Origin of the sequence: Cerasibacillus quisquiliarum (assembly GCF_014202495.1) — a bacterium.
Classification (GTDB): Bacteria; Bacillota; Bacilli; order Bacillales; family Amphibacillaceae; genus Cerasibacillus; species Cerasibacillus quisquiliarum.
Map to the genome: position 1 here is coordinate 1 of NZ_JACHHA010000014.1, position 20,721 is coordinate 20,721.

Genomic DNA, 20,721 nt, shown 5'->3' on the forward strand with positions numbered 1-20,721 from the left:
CAATTAAAAGCGTATCGACGTGGTACTCCGGGGAAGTATATTTTTCCAAATATGTCATCCTTAATGTTTCGTAGAGAACCCGTGATGGAGAAGCTTGGCTATTGGGATAGTGTGCGTTTTGCAGCAGACGGTGAATTTAAACGACGCTTACTACGTGCCTTCGGGAAAAATAGTATCGTCGATTTAGAAACAGGTCCATTATCATTGCCACGCCAATCGGTAACATCGTTAACAGCGAGTTCGGCATTCGGCTATAACGGTTTCTTTATGGGAGCACGGAAGGAATATGTGGAAGCATTTACTGCTTACCATGAATCAGCAGACAGTTTATATTACCCATATCGACAAGAGAAGCGCTTATTCCCAGTTCCAGAGCCGATGTGGCCAGAGCGTGAGAAGAAGCGTTCAGGATATAGATATTTTGATATCGTTATTGTCGCGGACTTTAGTCGGAAGAATGAAACATATTATCATACGATACGCGATATGATTGCGATTCATCATCGTCTAGGGCTTACAACTGGTCTCGTTCATATGGCGACATATGGAACACATCATAGACAAAAAATACACCCAATAATCCGCCAACTCATAGATGGCGAGAATGTTCAAATACTCGTCTATGGTGAACAGATAAAATGTGATATGATATTGTTGCAGGACCCAATTATTTTACAATATAAACAAACTTTTATTCCACATATTATGGCACAAATCGCAGCCATTTTAATATGTGAAACACCTAAACAAGATCATTTATTGAGAGATACATCAAGACAATTTATTGATTTATATAAATTACGTGGAATTTGGTATCCAATAAATGAAACAGTTCGTCAAAATTTACTAAAAACGCATAAAAAAGATATACGCTTTATCCATTTAGCAAATGATAACTGGTTAGACTCAGATAAACTTAATGAAGATATATATGTAAACAGACTTGAACATTGGTTAGTGGACGATATAAACAACTGAAGGAGATGATTAAGATGACCGATAAAACACAACAAAATAATGTAACAAAGCGGTCAGTAGCTGGGTTGAACCAAAATGAAAACAACATTTTTACAAACCGTCCACAACCGAATAGTGATGAGAAAGAGAAAGTGCTCGTTCAACAATTACTAGAAACAGAGGAAAAATTACGAGCAACAGAAAAAGATATTCAAAGTACAAAGAAAAATATAAAGCAAATCGAAACGAGCCAAACATGGAAATGGTCAAAGCCCATTCGCAATACAAAGCATTTGTTTCGTAAAATGAATCGCCGTGAACAACTCGTGGAACAAGAGCGATTCATAAAGGCATTACAAGAGAAATTAAATAAGACGGAAAAAGAACTATACGAAGCAAAACAAAAGCTCCGGAATTATAAATTTGAAACAGAAACACTTCATGAGGAACAAATAACACGTTATATTCGTGAATTAAGAGATCGTGGCGAGTTAATTTCATTTCTAAATGAAATGATTGCAAATAAAGAAAAGCTTGATCAAAACTATGTAACGGCTTTAACATATATCGCACGTCTATATATGAATGAAAATGAAGATTATCGCAATTGGATTTATAATAAGGTGTTTACAGCATTAACGAATGAAGAAACACCTGAATTTATGATGCGTCCTGGTTTACAAGAAAACAATCCAGTCCCGTTAAAGCATGTCTCATCATTTAGGGGAAGCTTAAACAGACGAATGCGGCAGAAGCAACTCGCACAACAGCCATTACCAGAATGGCTTCTTGATGATAAGCAGAAAGCCTACAAATTTGTTGAACAACTCGGTATCCGAACACCTTGGGTTGCTGATACGACATATAAACTGGAAGATATTCCAGCTAGAGAAGGAATCGTCATTAAACCAGCAGATGGTGCTGGTTCACGTGGTGTCTATCTCGTTAAGACGATTGATCATATTGTAGACTTAAAACGTTCAAAGCAGTTGACAAGTTGGACTGAATTGCTAGAAAGTATGCAAAAAGACCTCCACACCAATTGGGTCGAACGAGATGAATGGCTAATGGAAGAACTGATTCTAGAAGATCCAGAAACAGCTGTTCCAGCACGTGATGTTAAGTTTTATACGTTTTACGGAAGAGTTGGTATTATTTTAGAAATTCAACGTTATCCAGAGGCGAAGTATTGTTGGTGGACTGAAACAGGCGAGCGCATTCATGTTGGAAAATATAGAGAGCAAGTCTTTAAAGGAAAAGGGGTTACACCAGAAGAAATGGTCATGGTCGAGGAATTAAGTAAACACATTCCCGCTCCCTTTGTCCGTATTGATTTTTTACGTTCACATCATGGCTTAGTTTTTGGTGAGTTTACACCGAAACCAGGAAACTATGATGAATTTAATAAGAAAACGGACCAACTCCTAGGAGATTACTATATAGAAGCTGAGAATAGATTAATGAATGATTTATTAGCTGGAAAAGTATTTGAGCCATTTAAGGCATTTTCTAAAATGTAATTAATAATCAAGAAGACAAATGTCGGAACATAAATGTAGGGGGAAGAGATCCAATGGAAGACGTTAATAGAGAATGGTTACCACATTTGCATGACGAGTTTGTTTCCGAGGCGAATGGTACTCTACTCGATGCTTATGTTGTTGCATTAGAAGGTTGGCGTAGAGGATTAACATTAAGATGGCATGTTAAGGATTCAGAGAAATTTAAAGACATGAAAACATGGTTTGTCGATAATCCTGGGCTGCTTTTTTCATTGAGTTCTGATGAAAAAACACACTATTTCTTCCGCTCACGTGGTGATTTAGTCACCAATGAAGCAGTAGAAATAGGCAGTGATAAAGCAAAAACGAAGCAAATTTTTAGAGATAAAGGCATTCCAACACCTGAAGGAAAGTTCTTTTCGGAAGCTGAAACAGATGAGCAAATATTAGCATATGCTCAACAACTCGGTTATCCAGTCGTATTAAAGCCTACTGATGGAAGCTTCGGAAAAGGTGTTGTTGCTAATATTACGAGTGACGGTGAAATGACATATTCCATCGATTATGTTCGTCATGAACTCGGCTACAAAGATGTAATTGTGGAAAAATATATTCCAGGTGAGGATCTGCGCCTTTATGTTGTTAATAATGAAGTCGTAGGCGCGATTAAACGAATCCCTCCACATGTCATTGGTGACGGGATAAATTCAATTGAAGCATTAATAGAATTAAAAAACGAAGAGCGTCGCTTAAGTCCAAGATTGTCTAGCTGTTTAATTGAAACAAATAAAGAACTTATCGATTATGTAGGACGTCACGGTTACACATTAAATACTGTCCCTGAAAAAGGGGAGTGTGTCTTTCTAAGCGAAAGAGCAAATATATCTCTTGGTGGCGATCCAGTCGATGTCTTTGATGAATTATCTAATAAAATAAAAGAAATCGCTGTAAAGGCATTAAAAGCTGTACCAGGACTTGTACATGGGGCGGTTGATATATTACTTTACAAAGATGAAGAAACAAATGAAGAACGAGGATACGTGATTGAATTAAATCCGACATCACAACTTGGTGGTATACTTTACCCAGTCAAAGGTAAAGCACGTGATGTTCCAGCAGCTATTATTGATTATTATTTTCCAGAAACGAAAGGGCGTCGTCTAGATAATGAAAAGATTTACTTCGATCTTTTTGATGTCCTTGAACCATTACAGTCAAGACAAGCACATGTTTCAACGGTAACACCAAGTCCACAAGGAAAAATTCATGCCAAGAAATATACTGTCATAGGAGATGTTCAAGATTTAGGTTATCATCGTGGTTTACGCAAACAAGCTTTCGAACGATATTTGCATGGTTTTGTCGTAAATAAAGAAAATGGCGATATTGATGTGATTGTTGGAGGCTTAGATCCCGAAATGGTCGATGATTTTAAAAACGCTTTTTGGGAAGATGAAGAACGTGCAACAGTATTAGCTGTTGAAGAAGAGCCATATCATGAACCATTAAAAGTAGGCTTTGAAGTAAAAGCAGACATCAAAACATTGAAAGAAGAATTAGAAGCACTAAATAGAGAAATTGAACAAACAACACTCGAAATGAAAAGAGCAGAAGTGAAACGTCGTAAATTATATGACAGTCTTTCTTGGAAGTCAACGAAGCCTATTCGTGTTCTTGGGGCAATATTTAAAAATAAATGAACGTGTAACAGATAAGTGAGGAGATTTTTCAAATGAAGAAATTCAGTGGAGTCAGTTTACCTCAGCTCACCGAAGAAATTGTTAGAAATGCACGTAAAACAAGACTTGATGCATTTGCTGTTGCTCTCGAAGGCTGGAGAAGAGGTTTAAAGTTAAAATGGTATACAAAGGATACACCACATTTTGATGATATGATTATATTTGGGGTGAATCCTCCAGGACGTTTATTTTCCTTAAGTTCTGATAAAAAAACACATTTCTTTTTTAGAACGAGAGGAGATAAAGTTTCTAACAGAGCTGTTGAAATTGGTTCGGAAAAAGGTGACACTAAAATATGGCTAGATAAAGCTGGTGTACCGGTGCCACAAGGTAAAGGTTTTCCAGAAGATGCAACGGACGAGGAAATTATTGAATATAGTCGTACGCTTGATTATCCATTAGTATTTAAACCGACAAATGCAAGTCTAGGTAATGGTGTCGTTACAAATTTACAGAATGAAGCGGAATTTGTTGCGGCATTGAACTACGTTCGCCATGAGCTTGGATACAAAGAAGTCATTGTAGAGCAACATGTCTCTGGTAAAGAATATCGTCTATATGTTGTCGAGGATCAAGTTATTGCCGTTTATAATCGTATTCCTGCGAATATTACAGGAGATGGGAAACATACGATTGAAGAACTAATAGAGTTAAAAAATTATGAACGTAGACAAAATGCACGATTAAATAGCTGCTTAATTCATACAGATCAAGAGATTGTAGATTTTGTAACTGAACAAGGCTATTCATTAGATAGCGTCCTAGAAAAAGGCAAACAGCTTTTGCTTCGAGAAAAAACAAACGTTTCATCAGGTGGCGATCCGATTGATGTCACAGATGAAACACCAAATGAAATCAAGCAAATTGCCATTGATGCTGTAAAAGCTATTCCAGGTTTACATCATGCTGGCGTAGATATCATTGTCAATGAAGATTCAAAGATTAAACAACCTGCTGTCGTATTGGAAATAAACCCAACTGCACAAATTGGTGGAGCGTTATTCCCATTAAGAGGAAAGGCAAGAAATATTCCAGCTGCGATTATAGATTACTATTTCCCAGAGACAAAAGGAATTGACACAAGTGATTCGAAAATATATTTCGATATGTCAACAGTGTTAGAACCGTTAGAAGATCGAACGGCGATTGAAGTTGAAGTCGCCCCTGCACCGATGGGAAAACTTTACGCTAAGCGCTATGTCGTTATCGGTGATGTGCAAAGACATCGATATCACCGTTGGATTAAAAAGCAAGCGCTTGATCGCAACTTGAATGGTTTTGTTAAAAATATGGTATTTGATGAGATAGAGGTAATCATTGCTGGTACAGATAAGAAAGAAGTTGATGGATTTAAGCAGGTTTTAAAGCAATATCCACAAGGTTCTAAAGTAGTAAAAATTCAAGAAGAAGTATGGGAAGAACCTGTTACTGTTGGATTCGAAATTAATGAACGTTATAATACATCTACCTTAAGAGCAGCTCAATATTCATTAAGAAAGATGCATCAAGAGTTAGCCCGACTTACAAAACAGAAGAATCGTATTGAAAAAGATATTAGTCATGTGTTTAATAGTACATCTTGGAAATTCTCCACACCAATTCGGAAAGTAGGAGAAATTGTGAAAGGTAAGAAATAATATTAGTCCTATCTTAGAAACAATCTTAGAAACAATCTTTGGAAAATAAAACGATATAAGTTTAATTTTAATATAGTAGGAGTGGGGCTTCTTTGGAACGACCAATTGGTATAATTGATTCAGGAGTCGGTGGCTTGACAGTTACAAATGAAATAATAAAACGGTTGCCTAAGGAAAATATTATCTATCTTGGTGATAAAGAGAGATGTCCTTATGGATCAAAAACAGAAAATCAAATAAAAAAATATACATGGGATATGGTCAACTTTTTATTGAAAAAAAATATAAAAGCGCTTGTTATAGCATGTAATACAGCTACAGCATATACATTGGAAGACTTGGAGAAAGAACTAGATATACCGGTTATTGGAGTCATCAATCCTGGTGCGATTACTGCATTAGAATCCACACAAAATTATAATATAGGAATTCTTGGGACAGATGGGACAATAAGGAGTCAGGCATATACAAAAGCTTTACATCATCTTTGTCCTCAAGTTAATGTAACTAGTCTGGCGTGTCCATCTTTTGTTCCGATGATTGAACAAGGAATACTATCTGGTCCTAAGCTTAAAGATGAAGTCAAGCAAACTTTGTTACCATTACAGCAACAGAATAAGTGTGATACATTGGTTTTAGGTTGCACACATTATCCCTTAATTAAAGATACAATTCAAGATGTTATGGGAAGTGAGATCAAACTCGTTTCTTCTGGAGAGGCAACAGCGAGAGTAGCAAAGTCAGTTCTAAAGAAATATGGCATAGATAATAAGACAGACAAAATTCCAACATATAACTTCTATACAACAGGTGATTTAAAACTATTTACTAAAACAGCACAAATCTTATTTCAAGATTTTACGGGTCATGTGACGTCTGTAATGATTGATAGAGTCTCTCTTTATTGAATTCCATAAATATTGGATTCAAATATAGATAGAAAGGTGTATGAATATGAAAATAGATCCAAATAATTGGTTGTCTCACCTAAAGCATTTGCCAGAAGATATTTCTAACTATAAAACATGTACATATCTAATTGCATTGGAGGGCTGGAGAAGAGGTTTAAAATTAAAGTTTCATATGAAACCGAGCACTGCTATTGGACCATCTGCCAGATTTTCATTAAGTGACGGAAAAAAGCAGCATTTCTTTACTGTGTCTAGAGGAGATAAAGTAACTAATGAGGCAATAAGAATTTGTTCAAATAAACCACTAACATACAAATATTTATCTAAAAACAATGTACCTATACCTGAAGGGAAAAGTTTTGATGCTAAAACTAGTAATGAAGAAATAATAAGTTATGCAGAACAAATTGGATTTCCACTCGTTCTTAAGCCCTCAGATGGCTCGAGTGGAAGAGGAGTTATAACAAATATAAAAAATATAGAACAATTTAAAGAAGCTCTAGCTGAAGTGAAAGAAAATCAAGGATTTAAAAGTGTAATTGTAGAAAGATTTATTGTTGGAGAAGATTATAGAGTTTATGTAGTTGGAGATAGAGTAGTAGCTGCAACAAGAAGAACGGCAGCAAATGTTATTGGGGATGGTAAGCGTACAATTGAAGAATTAATTGAAATTAAGAACAAAGAAAGAAGAAAAAATCCATTTATAAAAAATCGAAGTATAAAAATTAATAGGGATATGATAGACTGGTTAAAGAAATCTAATAAAACTTTATCAACCGTACCTGAAAAAGGGGAAAGAGTTTTCTTGAGAAGACAAGGTGCTTATTTGAAAGAACGTGATCCGGTCGATATAACTGATGAAATGTCTGACCACTTAAAGGCAATTGCAGTTAAAGCAATGAAGTCGATTCCTGGTTTAACGCATTGTGATGTCGACATGCTTGTTAATGAAAAGACGGGAGAGGGCTATGTTAATGAGATAAACTCACGACCACAAATTAGTAACCATTTATTCCCTTTAGAAGGATTAGCGAGAGATGTACCTAAAGAAATTATTGATTTCTATTTTCCAGAAACGAAGAAGACACCTAGAAATGATTTTTTTTATTTCGACTTTAATCCAGTATATGATGCCTTTCGCAATCGAAACGTAAAGGAACTTACGATACCAGACATACCAACCGAACCACAAATTGCACGCAGATTTAGATTGTCAGGTAATTTAAGGGGGGTTAACTATGAAAGATGGATTCGAAGACATGTAATTAGATTACAGTTAAATGGTTATTTAAAACATTTAAAAAACGGAAAAACATCTATCGTAGTATCAGGAACACCCGAGAATATTGATTCTTTCAGAAATATAATAACTAATCAAGCGCCTAAAAAGGCTAAAGTAACGCGGATTATTGAAAAGAGTTGGGATAAGCCAATTAAGATAGGATTTGAATTTAAAAAGACTCATCCCGATAGTGACTTTAAACAATTAGAAGCTGCAAAAAATGAGATTAAAAAGCTGAAAAAAGAAAAACAAACCTATGAAAATGAGTTGAAAAACATAATGAATAGTAAAACATGGAAATGGGCAAAGCGCATTCAAAAGATTAGTGGAGGAGAAAATAGCTATTAAGTCTTAAGAAAAGACTAGAAATAGGGGTTGCAAAGTGGAAACGTACGAAGATATTTTGTAACTCCTATATTTTGTTGTTCTAAGAAACAATGTATCAATTATTTTTTAATAACGATATGCGATTTAGTTTATTAAAATATAGTTATGTTTTCTTAAGTTATATGATTAAATAAGTAAAACTAAGTGTATTCAGTTATAATTATTTATTGAGTTTGCACATATTACTGTTGAAACATTTGATAATCTTTAGCGAAATAGCTTTATTTTGTTTTACTCTACTTACCATTGTTTTATAAAATATTACATTCTTCGCAGTTTTATCATATTTCCTCGTAATAATTTGTTTGTGATCCCTATTTAGTAATACATTTAATATATACAATTCTTTAACAAGCATACGATTTGAATTTGAACGGCTTAGTTTACTTCCAACGATATCTCTAGCCTTCATTGTTGTCATATCTTTCTTTATTAAGTATCTTATTATAATCAAATGATAAAGTAGCAGTATTAACCTTAACAAAACTTTAAAAAACGGGTCTATAGTCCGATGTATATAGTGTATATAAAAAAATTTATTTGGGGGTGTAAATGGTTGAGAAGGGCAATACCCGTTTTTATAACCATATTTTTAATAGCCAGTCACCCAATAACGGTTGCCGCCAATCAATTTGAGAAAAAAGATTCAACTTTAGAAGAAGAGCAAAAGATGGAACAAGAAGGTGAACATTATTCACCTCATTCCCAAGAAGTTGATGATAAATCGACTGAGGATCATGTAAATAAAGAGATATTAGTAGAAGAAGATGATCAAGGTGGAGAAATAGATTCTGATTCCTCTCGGGAAATAAGAGAAAAACAGGACTCTACTAAAGTGCGATCAAAAACAAAGAAAGTAACAACCGTATTCCCATTAGCAAAAGGCGACAGACATAATAGAGTTATAGAAGTTAAAAAGATGCTTAATGGTCTGGATTTTGGCGGGATAAAGGTAACAGACTTCTTCGGTAGCTTTACTGAGAAAAGAATAAGACAGTTTCAAGAATTTATAGACATTCCTGTAACTGGTCAAGTAGATGAAGAGACGTTTGTTAAGCTAGAAGAATATTATCATTATCCTTTCCGCAAAGGTGTACGCCATCCACAGACAATAAATTTAAAGAAAAAGCTCAATCGATTAGGATTTGGCAACATTCGAGTTACTGAACTTTATGGTAGCTTTACTGTAAAGAAAGTAGAAGACTTTCAGAAATACTACGACCTTAAAGTAACTGGAATTGCTGATGAGGAAACAATAGATAAAATAGACGAACTATTAAACAACTCATTACAAAAAGGAAGTCATTCCGACCAATTAATTTCTTTAAAGAAAAAAATGAATTGGATGGGCTATGGAAATATTTTAGTAACTCCCTATTTTGGTAGTTTTATGGAAAAGAAATTAAAAGACTTTCAAAAGGACTATTGTCTACCTGTGAATGGATTAATTGATGATATAACAGGGCAAAAAATAGATGAAGCCTTTAATCAATCTATGAAAAGAGGAGCCCGTCATAATGGGGTACTTAAATTAAAACGTCAGTTAAATTATTTAGGCTTTGGAAATATTAAAGAAACAACTTTATTTGGTTCGTTTACTGCTAAGAAAGTAAAGGAATTCCAAATCTATTATGGATTAAATACAACAGGTCAATCTGACTTAGAGATGTTGGATTACTTAGATGAATTAATTAATAGTCCATATCAAAAGGGTAAACGCCATAAAAATATAAAAAACTTTAAACGTCAACTAAATGAATTAGGATTCGGTAATATTAAAATGACAACATTTTTTGGATCATTTATGGAAAAGCGTTTAAAGGAATTTCAAAAGCACTATGGCCTTAAAGTGACTGGAATAATAGATGAACCAACAGAAAGAGCATTAAACGAAGCTTCTGCAACAGTATTAAAGAAGGGGATTCGCCATCAAGATGTCATTCAATTAAAGAAAGACTTAAACCGTCTTGGCTTTGGTAATATTAAAGTAAGCACCCTATATGGCAGCTTCATGGAAAAGCGAGTGAAAGAATTCCAACGTCATTATGGCTTAAATATAACTGGAATAGCTGATGCAAAAACATTAGATAAAATGAGTGAGATTTTATCGTCACCATTACAGAAAGGTAAACGTCATCCAGACACGATTAAACTAAAAGAAAATTTAAATCGCTTAGGCTTTGGAAAAATCAAAGAGACATCTTATTTTGGAGATTTCATGGAGAAGAAAGTTAAGGAGTTTCAAAGGAGAAATAACCTTCCAGTAAGTGGTATTATAGACGAAATAACATATGATAGGATTAATAATGGTGTTGTAAGAATTTTTATTGATCCAGGACACGGCGGTCATGATCCAGGTGCTATGGCGTTTGGCCTTAATGAAAAAGATGTCGTCTTAGATATTGCTCTTCAAACGGCTCAGTCACTCCTTAATAATTATTATGGTGTAGATGTTAAATTATCAAGAGTTACTGATACATTTATTAAACTGGAAAATAGGGCGAAAATGGCGAATGATTGGGGTGCTACTTACTTTATTAGTATTCACAACAACTCATTTAATGGTTATGCAAGTGGTTTTGAGACGTATATTCATAACGGAAATGTATCGTCATTTACTAAAGAAAAGCAGAATCAAATTCATAACTACTTAATTCGTCAATTAAAAGTAAATGACCGTGGAAAGAAAAAAGCAAACTTCAATGTTTTACGTAATACAGAAATGCCAGCAATATTAGTAGAATACTTATTTATAGATAATCGGGTTGAAAACTTAAAACTTGCTAGCTCTAATTATCGTAAGCTGCTTGGAACATATACAGCAGATGCTTTAGCAAAGGCATTTGATTTAAGAAATAAATAATAGAATGAAGAGTTCTCAATTTGAGAGCTCTTTTTTTATGAAAAATGAAAACATATTTCCGTGTAAAAACTTGAAATTATAATGAAATTAGCCGATTATTATACTGAAAGGAAAAAGGAGGTGAGCTCATTGCGAATTAAAAAGACTATTATCATATCATCCACTCTTATGCTTGTTTTATCTTCACCTACTAATCTACATATAGCTAAAGCATATGAAGAAAGTGACGAATCATCAGTTGAACAATCAATAATAACGGATGAGGAAAAACAAGAAGAGTTAGCAGAACCGATTAATGAAGACAATCTAAGCGACATAGAACGCAATGAAGCAGACGATGATGATTCACCAGAAGAAACGGAAATCAATGCAGATGAAAACGTGGAACAAGAAGAATCAGAAGAAGCAGTTAAAGATGATCAATCTCATGAATCCGAAGAAAGAATAACGTTACAAAAATCTACTCCAAAAACGACAACACTTAAAGAAGGAGATAGAAACGAGCAAGTTGTTGAATTAAAAAAGATGTTGAATCGTATAGGGTTTGGAGATATTAAGGTAACAGAATACTTTGGATCGTTTACAACTAAACGAGTGAAACAATTTCAGGAATATGCTGGCTTAAAGCAAACAGGCATAGTAGATAAGACAACACTTTCTAAAATAGAAGAAATTTACCATAGCCCATTACAGAGAGGAAAGCGACATAACGATTTAATTGATATTAAAAAGCAATTAAACTGGTTGGGATATGGAAACATAACAGTAACAGCTTATTTCGGTGAATTTATGGAGAAACGTGTGAAGAAATTTCAAGCTGATCACGGACTACCAATTAATGGAATAATTGATGAGAAGACGAAGAACACAATTAACACAAAGCATAATCAAATATTTCAAGAAGGCGGACGCCACGAAAGTATTAAAACTGTAAAGAGAATGCTTAACGCAGTGGGTTTTGGGCATATACAAGTAACATCATTGTATGGTAGTTTTATGACAAAGAAAGTAAAAGAATTCCAATCTTACTATGGCTTGAATGTGACAGGAAAGCTGGATTTAAATACATTGGATGAGCTTGAAAAAATTTATCAAAGTCCATTACAAAAAGGTAAGAGTCATCCAAAAGTTGCCGAGTTAAAGGAAAATTTATCTAGATTAGGATTCGGTAATTTTAAAGGAAACAATAATTTCGGTAGTCTTACAGAAAAGCATTTAAAAGACTTCCAAAGATATTATGGCTTAAAAGTAACTGGAATTGCTGATTCAAAAACATTAGAGAAAATAGATGATTTATTAGGAAGCCCATTGCAAAAAGGAAAGCATCATGAAGTATTAATTCGAATAAAAAAGCAACTAAATTGGCTAGGATATGGAAATATCATAGTTACAACCTATTTTGGAGACTTCATGGAAAAACGTGTGAAGAAATTTCAAGCTGATCACGGACTACCGGTTAATGGAATAATTGATGAGAAGACGAAGAACACAATTAACGCAAAGTATAATCAAATATTTCAAGAAGGCGGACGCCACGAAAGTATTAAAACTGTAAAGAGAATGCTTAACGCAGTGGGTTTTGGGCATATACAAGTAACATCATTGTATGGTAGTTTTATGACAAAGAAAGTAAAAGAATTCCAATCTTACTATGGCTTGAATGTGACAGGAAAGCTGGATTTAAATACATTGGATGAGCTTGAAAAAATTTATCAAAGTCCATTACAAAAAGGTAAGAGTCATCCAAAAGTTGCCGAGTTAAAGGAAAATTTATCTAGATTAGGATTCGGTAATTTTAAAGGAAACAATAATTTCGGTAGTCTTACAGAAAAGCATTTGAAAGACTTCCAAAGATATTATGGTTTAAAAGTAACTGGAATCGCTGATTCACGCACATTGGAAAAGATAGCAGAAATATTAAATAGTCCTTTCCAAGAAGGAAAGCGTCATCCAGATACAATTAAACTAAAAGAAAACTTAAATCGCTTAGGCTTTGGAAACATTAAAGTTACAGATCTTTATGGTAGTTTTACAGAAAAGAAGGTCAGAGAGTTTCAAGAGCATTATAAATTACATGTTAATGGAATTGCTGATAGCCGAACTTTGGAAAAAATCGACGAAATATTAAATAGTCCATTTCAAAAGGGTAAGCATCACTCCGATATAGTTTTATTGAAACAAAGATTAAACGCACTTGGGTATGGGCATATAAAAGAGACAACGTTGTTTGGTAGCTTTATGGATAAAAAAGTAAGAGAATTTCAAGCAGATTATGGTTTGCCTGTATCTGGAATAGTAGACGAGATCACTTATCAAACAATAATGTCGGCTGAACCAAAAGAGAAGCGATATGTCTCATACACAGATTACGGTATTTCTTTGGAAGCCGCTGTCGACATTCAGATGGAACGACTTCAACAAACAGATAAATACCGTAATGAACCAGCATATATCTCGGCAAAATACGTCAATGTTACAGAAAACGGTGAAATCACAGGTACAATAGTCAATTTACGAAGTACTCCGGATTTCAAAAATAATCCTGTTACAACAGTTACCTATGGTACGACATTTGAAATTTTAGAAACAGTTCAAGGAGCTTCATCAAGTGGAAGTACGAAATGGTATAAAATTAAATACCAAGGTATGACACTGTATGTTCACAGTTCCTTAGCAAGATCAACTGGTAAAACAGCTAAAACAACAGCTAATGTAAATGTTCGTGCCCAAAAAAGTGGCAGTAGCCATAAATACGGTGTCATTAATAAAGGCAGTACTGTAACAATTATTAAGGAAGGGTCTTCTTGGCATGAAATAGCTTACAGTGCATGGAGAAATCCGACACGTGCTGATGTTAAAGCAGCAATGGACCCAACAGCTGCCGATGAATTTCAACATCTAGATTTAACTAAGTTAGCAGGTGCTACTGCAACGGAGTTAAATAAACATTTATCAGGTAAAGGTATTTTACAAGGAAAAGGTCAGAGCTTTATTAATGGTGGTAAAGCCCATCATGTGAATGAAGCTTACTTAGTAGCACATGCATTATTAGAAACAGGAAATGGTTCTTCTGACTTAGCAACTGGTATTGAAGTAGGTAAAGATGCAAATGGTAACCTTGTTTTAGTAACAAGTTCAAATCGTAGTCGTTTAACAGACATTAAAACGACTTATAACATGTTCGGAATTGGAGCAGTAGACAGTGATCCGCGCCGTCAAGGAGCCTTTAGAGCATATAAAGAAGGTTGGTTTACTCCTGAAGCGGCTATTGAAGGTGGCGCTAAGTTTGTTGGTGAAGATTATATTCATAATCGCTTTAAACAAAACACACTTTATAAAATGCGTTGGAATCCTGATATGGCGAATGGAAATGCATGGAAGCAATATGCTACAGATATCGGATGGGCACAAAAGCAAATTAGCAGAATCAAAGCGATTTATAACGACATAGACAATCCAGTACTCCACTTCGATATTGCGCGATACAATTAATCTATTAAACTAGTTCTCTTATGGGGACTAGTTTTTTTATTAATTTCTTTCAAAGTTCCTAAATTCAGTTATGTTTTCTAATTATTTATGGAAATAATGTCAGGTAGTGTGTATTTTTTAAAAAATAGTAGATGATAAATACTTCATTTTCCTTAAAACCTGATTAAAACGGACCATAATAGAGCATACACGAGGAATAATAAGAATGAATCGTTAATTTTATTCTCAGAGCGATATATAAGGATATTTCCTATTAAATGACGTTCAATCAAATTTGTAATGAACTTAAATAAATGTTATCGTTATAAAGTGACTATTTTTGAGAGAGATTATCGATATAACTTAAATCTTATCTACCAGTAATAGTCAAAAATTGAAGAGGTGAAATTGTGTCAATAATTGAAGTGAATAATTTAACAAAAGTGTTTGGGAAACGTAAGAAAGAAGCATTAACACTTTTAGAAGAAGGTATGTCAAAGCAGGAAATATTAAATGAAACAGGTTGTACGGTGGCCGTTAACAAAGCAAACTTCTCAGTTGAAGAAGGTGAGTTCTTTGTCATCATGGGATTATCAGGTAGTGGTAAATCAACACTAATTCGTCTCATTAACCGGCTGATAGAACCGACAGAAGGACATATTTATATAGAGGGAAAAGACATATCAAATCTAGATAAAAAAGATTTGCGACAAGTCCGTAGAGAAAAGTTAAGTATGGTTTTTCAGAGCTTTGCGCTTTTTCCACATCGAACGATACTTGAAAATGCTGAATATGGCTTAGAAATTCAAAAGGTAGATAAAGATATACGTCGAAAAAAAGCGAAGGAAGCGTTGGAAATTGTCGGACTCGGTGAATATTTACACCAATATCCAGAGCAATTATCTGGTGGGATGCAACAACGTGTTGGATTAGCGCGAGCACTAACAAATGATCCAGAAGTTTTATTAATGGACGAAGCTTTTTCCGCTTTAGATCCATTAATTCGAAAAGACATGCAAGATGAATTAATCGAATTACAAGCAAAAATGAAGAAAACAATCATCTTTATTACCCACGATTTAGATGAAGCTCTTCGATTAGGAGACCGCATAGCATTGATGCGAGATGGATCAATCGTCCAAATCGGAACCCCAGAAGAAATATTAGTTAACCCAGCCAATCAATATGTTGAAAAATTTGTTGAAGATGTTGATCGTTCAAAAGTACTAACAGCGAAACATGTGATGAAACGCCCTGAAACAGTAAATATTGAGCGGCATGGACCGCGAGTGGCGCTTGAGAGAATGAGAGCTGAAGGTATATCTAGTATATTAGTCGTCGATAGTAATCGTAACTTAAAAGGATATGTCACAGCAGATGACATTTTGGCAGCAAAAAATAAAGAAAATCGTAACTTAAGCGATATATTAAAGACAGATATTAAAAAAGTCGATAAAGATACGCCGATGAATGAAATATTTAATATGATTTACGATACACCTATCCCAATTGCAGTCGTTGAAGAGGAACGGTTAGTCGGTATTCTCGTTCGTGGTGCTATTATTGCTGGCTTAGCAAGTGAAGGGGGGGTAAATGGTAATGTTTAATATACCCCAAATCCCTATTGCAGAAAAAACAGAATGGCTAACGAGAAAGATAACAGATTCATTTTCTTTCATTTTTAAACCAATCAAAGTTCATTTTGGCAATTTTATGGAATGGACCGCAGATACGTTAAATTTAATCCCACCTGTTATTTTCATTTTATTAATTGCCGTTGGAGCATTTTTTATCTCTGGGAAACGATTCGGATTAGCTATTTTCTCAATCATTGGTCTGTGGTTAATTTACAATCAAGATTACTGGTCACATTTTATTGAAACGTTCTCCCTTGTTTTAGTTTCCAGTGTATTATCGGTTATGATCGGTATTCCAGTAGGTATTTTAATGTCAAAAAGTAAGGCTGCTGAGATCATTATCACACCGATTCTTGACTTTATGCAGACGATGCCGGCCTTCGTTTATTTAATTCCGGCAGTTGCGTTCTTTAGTATTGGGATGGTACCTGGTGTATTTGCATCTCTTATATTTGCCACACCTCCGACCATTCGCTTTACAAACTTAGGCATTAGACAAGTTTCCAAAGAATTAGTTGAAGCATCGGAAGCATTTGGTAGTACCGGTTTTCAAAAGCTGTTTAAACTCGAACTACCTATGGCGAAAGCGACGATTATGGCAGGAATTAACCAAACGGTCATGTTGTCTTTGTCAATGGTTGTGATTGCTTCAATGATTGGTGCACCAGGGCTTGGAAGAGAAGTATTATCTTCCTTACAACGGGCTCAAGTTGGTACAGGATTTGTAGCAGGACTTGGTATTGTTATTTTAGCCATTATCATTGATCGATTTACACAGTATATGAATAAGAATAAAGTAAAAAATTAATGTGAGTAAACTTTTCATTGAGGAAAGTTTAAATATATATTTTTAAAAGGAGAGTTTTTCATTTATGTTAAAAAACGTTAAACGTCTCGGACTCGTTATTGGAATCCTCGTTACGTTAGTACTTGCTGCATGTGGTGGTTCAGGTAGTGATTCGAAAGATGAAGAAAATACATCTGGTGATCCACAATACGGTAAAGAAATAAATTATACTATTACAGGAATTGAACCGGGGGCCGGTGTATTCAAAGCATCAGAAGCAGCTGTTGAAGAATATGGCTTAGAAGGTTGGGAAGTGCAAGCTTCATCTAGCGGTGCAATGGCAACTGCTTTAGGAGAGGCTTATGATAAAGAAGAACCGATTATTGTGACTGGTTGGTCACCACATTGGAAATTCGCTAAATATGATTTAAAGTATTTAGATGATCCTAAAGGTGTTTTCGGTGAAGAAGAAACAATTCATACGATGGTTCGAAAAGGCTTAGAAGATGATATGCCTGAAGCATATCAAGTGCTTGATAATTTCTCTTGGGAAGCCGAAGATTTAGAGGCTGTTATGCTTGAAGTGTCAAGTGGTACAGACCCTAAAGAAGCAGCTGAAAATTGGATTAAAGAAAATGAAGATAAAGTCGCAGAATGGGTCGATGGTGTGGACGAAGTTGATGGCGATCAAATTAAACTCGTTTATGTTGAATGGGATACAGAAATCGGTTCAACGAATGTTGTCGCAACTGTTTTAGAAGACTTAGGCTATGATGTAACGATTACGCCATTAGATAATGCGGTCATGTGGCAAGCAGTCGCAACTGGTGAAGCTGATGGTATGGTTGCTGCATGGTTACCAGGTACACATGGTGATTTATACGAACAGTATAAAGATGATCTAGTCGATCTTGGTGGCAACTTAGTAGGCGCCAAAATTGGGCTTGTCGTCCCAGCATATATGGACATTGATTCGATAGAAGATTTAGATACAAAATAACGAGATAAGTTAATCTTAAATGAAACGGAGAAATCTTATTGATTTCTCCGTTTTCATGTTTGGTTATGAGAGATGATTCATACATTTGTATTTAATGGTATAGGACTAATAAAATAAATCACTATATCAGCTAATACGCATATGACCATATTCAAACAGATATGAAAGAAGAAGTATGATGAGAGATTGCGAAATCATTAGAATGATTAAGAACAAGGGATCTATTTGTTATTTTAATGAATCCTTTATTGTTCGATAAAGAAGATGTGTTCACTTTTTTTTACCTTCTTTCTATTGTGAGTTTATGGTAAGATGAAGTGGGTGACTAATAATGTTTTTAAAAGCAGGTGTATTATGTGGAATGTAAATGAGTTAGTTATTGCGTTTATCATCTCTTGTATGACCGCACTAATAATGACACCACTAATCATTAAGATTGTTAAAAAGTATGAACTGGTTGATCAACCAGATGGCAAGCGGAAACTTCATCATGGTGAAAAGCCAAGCTTAGGTGGACTAGCTATTTTTATCGGAGTGGCTGCTGGATATCTTTATTTACAACCGTCACACCCTTATTTAGATGAAATAATTATAGGGGCTTTTATTATGATATTAACAGGGGTCCTTGATGATATTTATGATTTGAAACCATTTTATAAATTAATTGGACAAGTAACTGCAGCAGCTGTCGTCGTTTCATCGGGTTTAATTATTGATAAATTAACGATACCATTTGCTGGTATAGTGTATTTAGGAAATTTCGGTATTTTAATTACGATATTATGGATTGTAGGGGCATCAAATGCGATTAATTTAATCGATGGACTAGATGGTTTAGCAGCAGGTGTGTCTACCATTGCTCTATCAAGTATTATGATGATGGCGATAATGGATTATCGGATCATTGTTGTCTATTTAACGGTTATTTTAATCGGCGGGACACTAGGCTTCTTAGTACACAATTTTTACCCAGCAAAAATTTTTATGGGTGATACAGGCGCACTATTTTTAGGTTATGCGATAGCTGTTGTCTCTATGTTTGGTTTGTTCAAGAATGTTGCTTTGTTTAGTTTTATCGTTCCGTTTATCGTCATTGCTATTCCAATTTATGATACAATTTTAGCAATCATTCGCCGAACATTAAATAAACAGGGAATTGCAACAGCAGATCGCCAACATATTCATTATCGTTTGATGTCAATGGGGTATTCACATCGAACGACAGTATTAATATTATATGGTTTTAGTTTATTCTTTGGTATTATGGCTATCGTTTTCAATAGTGCAACGTTACTTGCGTCGCTCGTTATTATGGTCGTTACGTTTTTAGGCATTCAGCTAGTTGCTGAAATGGCTGGTATTACTTATTTAAACCGAAAACCAGTCTTAAGAACAATTCAAAAACTCATCGGAATCGAACAATCTGCAGATAGTCGACATAAACATTAACTTAATAAAAAGGGCTCACTTAACGATTTCTCAAGTGAGCTCTTTACTATTCTTCTAATGCTTCATTTGCAAAGACGTTTTCATCGGAGTCTGTTAATTCCAGATGTTGTTTTAAAATTTGCCTAACTTCTTCTACGGATTCTTCATCGGCAATTTCATACACGATGCCGTCCATCCGTTCTGAATGTGATTCAAATTTAATTTGATCGATATTACTTGGACTAAAATTCGGATATGCTTTATAGAAGGCAAGACCTTCCGTAATTCTCATATTCGTTTCAATGTTATTACCAATTGTTTCGGCAATATCATCAATCTTAGTAATCGTGTTAAACGATGTGGCCTTATCGACAATTGCTTTAATAATTTCTTGTTGGCGTTCAGCACGGCCAATATCACCTTTAGGATCTTGTTTTCTCATCCTTGCGAAGGCAAGGGCTTCTTCTCCATTTAATTCCATAGGTCCTTCATAAAATTGGACCCATCTAGAACCAGGAGCCATTGTTTTTTCTTCAAAATCGAAAGGAACATTAACGGTAATGCCACCAAGGATATCAATAATTTCAATAAAAGCATCAAAGTCAACAGCTGCATAATAATCAACAGGGATATCAAGAAATTTTTCAACCGTATCGATGGTCATTTCTTTCCCGCCAAAAACATGGGCATGGTTGATTTTATCCATTGTTCCTCTGCCGACAATTTCAACATAAGTATCACGTGGGATACTTAATAATTTCATCCGTTCGTCTTTAGGATTAAATGTAATAAGCATTAAACTGTCTGTTCGCCCATTGACACCTTCTGTGGAATAGTCTTCAATCCCCATCAATAAAATGGAAACAGGGTCTTTACTAATCGTAACGACTTCTTCTCTTAATTTAGATTTCTCTCGACCGCCGAGATCGTTGTATGATTTACTCGCGGCAGTATATGTTTGGTAAAATTTATATCCACCAAAACCAATAAGTCCTAAAGCTATAATCAACGTGAATAATACAAATTTTCTTACTTTTCTCTTTTTCTTTACCTTTTTAACAGCCAAACGATTCATGAGTTTAGGCTCCTTTTTACTAATCTTAAAACCCCAACTTCATTA

The 20,721-nt window shown here is 34.8% G+C and carries 12 protein-coding genes and 1 pseudogene; 12 read left to right on the plus strand and 1 reads right to left on the minus strand.

Features of this window, described 5'->3' with window-relative positions:
• The 12 genes and pseudogenes from HNQ35_RS11955 to HNQ35_RS12010 all read left to right on the plus strand — a co-directional run.
• Positions 1-978 (plus strand): annotated as a pseudogene (locus HNQ35_RS11955) (glycosyltransferase family 2 protein); the annotation flags it as partial.
• A 14-nt stretch (positions 979-992) separates the two neighbouring features.
• The gene (locus HNQ35_RS11960; protein WP_170226723.1) at positions 993-2,477 is read left to right on the plus strand and encodes an ATP-grasp fold amidoligase family protein; all 1,485 of its coding nucleotides are present in this window, start codon (positions 993-995) and stop codon (positions 2,475-2,477) included.
• A gap of 53 nt (positions 2,478-2,530) precedes the next feature.
• Positions 2,531-4,159, plus strand: coding sequence for an acylphosphatase (locus HNQ35_RS11965; RefSeq protein ID WP_146938578.1), 1,629 nt, complete (start codon positions 2,531-2,533; stop codon positions 4,157-4,159).
• Between the two features lie 32 nt (positions 4,160-4,191).
• Positions 4,192-5,835, plus strand: coding sequence for an acylphosphatase (locus HNQ35_RS11970; protein WP_146938579.1), 1,644 nt, complete (start codon positions 4,192-4,194; stop codon positions 5,833-5,835).
• 92 nt (positions 5,836-5,927) lie between these two features.
• A complete protein-coding gene (racE, locus tag HNQ35_RS11975; RefSeq protein ID WP_146938580.1) occupies positions 5,928-6,743 on the plus strand; it encodes a glutamate racemase in 816 nt (271 codons plus the stop codon).
• A 46-nt stretch (positions 6,744-6,789) separates the two neighbouring features.
• Entirely contained in the window at positions 6,790-8,376 is a 1,587-nt protein-coding gene (locus HNQ35_RS11980) for an ATP-binding protein (protein ID WP_170226724.1), read from the plus strand.
• 595 nt (positions 8,377-8,971) lie between these two features.
• A complete protein-coding gene (locus HNQ35_RS11985; RefSeq protein WP_170226725.1) occupies positions 8,972-11,278 on the plus strand; it encodes a peptidoglycan-binding protein in 2,307 nt (768 codons plus the stop codon).
• Between the two features lie 129 nt (positions 11,279-11,407).
• Positions 11,408-14,770 (plus strand): peptidoglycan-binding protein, encoded by a 3,363-nt coding sequence (locus HNQ35_RS11990; protein ID WP_183330177.1) that lies wholly within the window; start codon positions 11,408-11,410, stop codon positions 14,768-14,770.
• Between the two features lie 389 nt (positions 14,771-15,159).
• Positions 15,160-16,356 (plus strand): quaternary amine ABC transporter ATP-binding protein, encoded by a 1,197-nt coding sequence (locus HNQ35_RS11995; RefSeq protein WP_146938585.1) that lies wholly within the window; start codon positions 15,160-15,162, stop codon positions 16,354-16,356.
• Positions 16,349-17,194, plus strand: coding sequence for an ABC transporter permease (locus HNQ35_RS12000; protein ID WP_371862330.1), 846 nt, complete (start codon positions 16,349-16,351; stop codon positions 17,192-17,194). The genes HNQ35_RS11995 and HNQ35_RS12000 overlap by 8 nt, the downstream gene beginning before the upstream one ends.
• A 64-nt stretch (positions 17,195-17,258) precedes the next feature.
• Complete coding sequence (locus HNQ35_RS12005; protein WP_146938587.1) at positions 17,259-18,173, plus strand: glycine betaine ABC transporter substrate-binding protein; 915 nt, start codon at positions 17,259-17,261, stop codon at positions 18,171-18,173.
• 354 nt (positions 18,174-18,527) lie between these two features.
• The gene (locus HNQ35_RS12010; RefSeq protein ID WP_146938588.1) at positions 18,528-19,622 is read left to right on the plus strand and encodes a glycosyltransferase family 4 protein; all 1,095 of its coding nucleotides are present in this window, start codon (positions 18,528-18,530) and stop codon (positions 19,620-19,622) included.
• A 46-nt stretch (positions 19,623-19,668) separates the two neighbouring features.
• On the opposite strand, the gene HNQ35_RS12015 is transcribed toward HNQ35_RS12010, so the two are convergent.
• Positions 19,669-20,676 carry an LCP family protein gene (locus HNQ35_RS12015; protein WP_146938589.1) on the minus strand — a complete coding sequence of 336 codons (1,008 nt, stop codon included), beginning with the start codon at positions 20,674-20,676 and terminating at the stop codon, positions 19,669-19,671.
• Between the last annotated feature and the right edge of the window lie 45 nt (positions 20,677-20,721).

What these genes read in the sequence shown, in the direction of transcription:
- HNQ35_RS12005 (WP_146938587.1), top strand. Translation starts at nt 17,259, where the DNA reads ATGTTAAAAAACGTTAAACGTCTCGGACTCGTTATTGGAATCCTCGTT.
- HNQ35_RS11960 (WP_170226723.1), top strand. Translation starts at nt 993, where the DNA reads ATGACCGATAAAACACAACAAAATAATGTAACAAAGCGGTCAGTAGCT.
- HNQ35_RS12015 (WP_146938589.1), bottom strand. Translation starts at nt 20,676, where the DNA reads ATGAATCGTTTGGCTGTTAAAAAGGTAAAGAAAAAGAGAAAAGTAAGA.
- HNQ35_RS12010 (WP_146938588.1), top strand. Translation starts at nt 18,528, where the DNA reads ATGTGGAATGTAAATGAGTTAGTTATTGCGTTTATCATCTCTTGTATG.
- HNQ35_RS11970 (WP_146938579.1), top strand. Translation starts at nt 4,192, where the DNA reads ATGAAGAAATTCAGTGGAGTCAGTTTACCTCAGCTCACCGAAGAAATT.
- HNQ35_RS12000 (WP_371862330.1), top strand. Translation starts at nt 16,349, where the DNA reads ATGTTTAATATACCCCAAATCCCTATTGCAGAAAAAACAGAATGGCTA.
- HNQ35_RS11965 (WP_146938578.1), top strand. Translation starts at nt 2,531, where the DNA reads ATGGAAGACGTTAATAGAGAATGGTTACCACATTTGCATGACGAGTTT.
- HNQ35_RS11980 (WP_170226724.1), top strand. Translation starts at nt 6,790, where the DNA reads ATGAAAATAGATCCAAATAATTGGTTGTCTCACCTAAAGCATTTGCCA.